Below are 1,091 nucleotides of genomic sequence, written 5' to 3'. Positions count from 1 at the left end.
ATTAACAACAAATGCAAATGATATTGATGGATTCTTAGCTGAAGCTTGGCATTTAGATACATCTAAAGATGTTAAAACTATTCAAACAGAGCATATCGCTATGATTGGTGAAAACTTAAACATCAGAAGATTCGAAGTATTAGATTTAGGTCAAAACGCTGTTGCTGAATATATTCATGGCGGTGGAAAGATTGGTGTATTAGTAGAAGTTGAAGGCGCTGCTGGTGATGAAATAGTAGAAGCTGCTAGAAATATTGCAATGCAAGTTGCTGCTACTAATCCAAAGTACGTTTCTAGAGACGATGTAGATCAAGATTTCATCAATGCTGAAACAGAAGTACTTACTAATCAAGCTCTTAACGAAGGAAAACCTGCTAATATCGTTGAAAAAATGGTTAAAGGTAGAGTTCAAAAGATGCTTAAAGAGATTTGTTTATTAGATCAACCATATGTTAAAGATGACGAATTCACAGTAGCTGCTTACTTAAAGTCTGTAGCTGCAGATGCAAAAATTGCAAGAGTTGTTAGATTTGAGACTGGCGAAGGTATTGAGAAAAAAGAAGAAAACTTTGCAGAAGAAGTTGCTAAGCAAATCAAAGGTTAATTAAATATAAGAACACTTTTATAAGTGTTCTTTTTTTTTGAAATAAATTGGTAAAATTATTGAGTTCTCATGAGCTTTGATACCAAATTGTTATTCTAGAGACTTCATTTATATGTTAAAATAGGATAGAAGTGTTTAGGCAAGGCTTAAAGAAGGAATTAATTAAGTAGACATAGAGACAACTAGGAACGGGGGGAATCGTTTTGAAGCCTAAGTTTAAAAGAATTATATTGAAATTAAGTGGTGAAGCATTAGGAGGTCCAGGTGGAACGGGAATAGATGAAAACATCGTTTCTGTTGTTACTGATCAAATTAAAGTTCTGTCGGATGCAGGTGTTGAAGTTGCTGTAGTTATTGGTGGTGGAAACTTCTGGAGAGGTAGAACTAGTGAGAAAATGGATCGTTCAACAGCTGACTATATGGGTATGATGGCAACTGTCATTAATGCATTGGCACTTCAGGATTCTATCGAGCAAAAGGGTATGAG

General features: G+C 34.7%; 1 protein-coding gene and 1 pseudogene. Both read left to right on the top strand.

All coding sequences use genetic code 11. The features are described 5' to 3' along the window. Positions 1–604 (top strand): translation elongation factor Ts (gene tsf / locus JF818_RS00885; RefSeq protein ID WP_198890112.1); only part of this gene is annotated, 604 nt, incomplete at its 5' end. Between the two features lie 203 nt (positions 605–807). Then, positions 808–1,091 (top strand): annotated as a pseudogene (gene pyrH, locus JF818_RS00880) (UMP kinase); the annotation flags it as partial.

Source organism: Sphaerochaeta sp. S2 (assembly GCF_016406725.1).
Classification (GTDB): Bacteria; Spirochaetota; Spirochaetia; order Sphaerochaetales; family Sphaerochaetaceae; genus Sphaerochaeta.
This window is presented reverse-complemented; position numbering and strand designations above follow the sequence as displayed.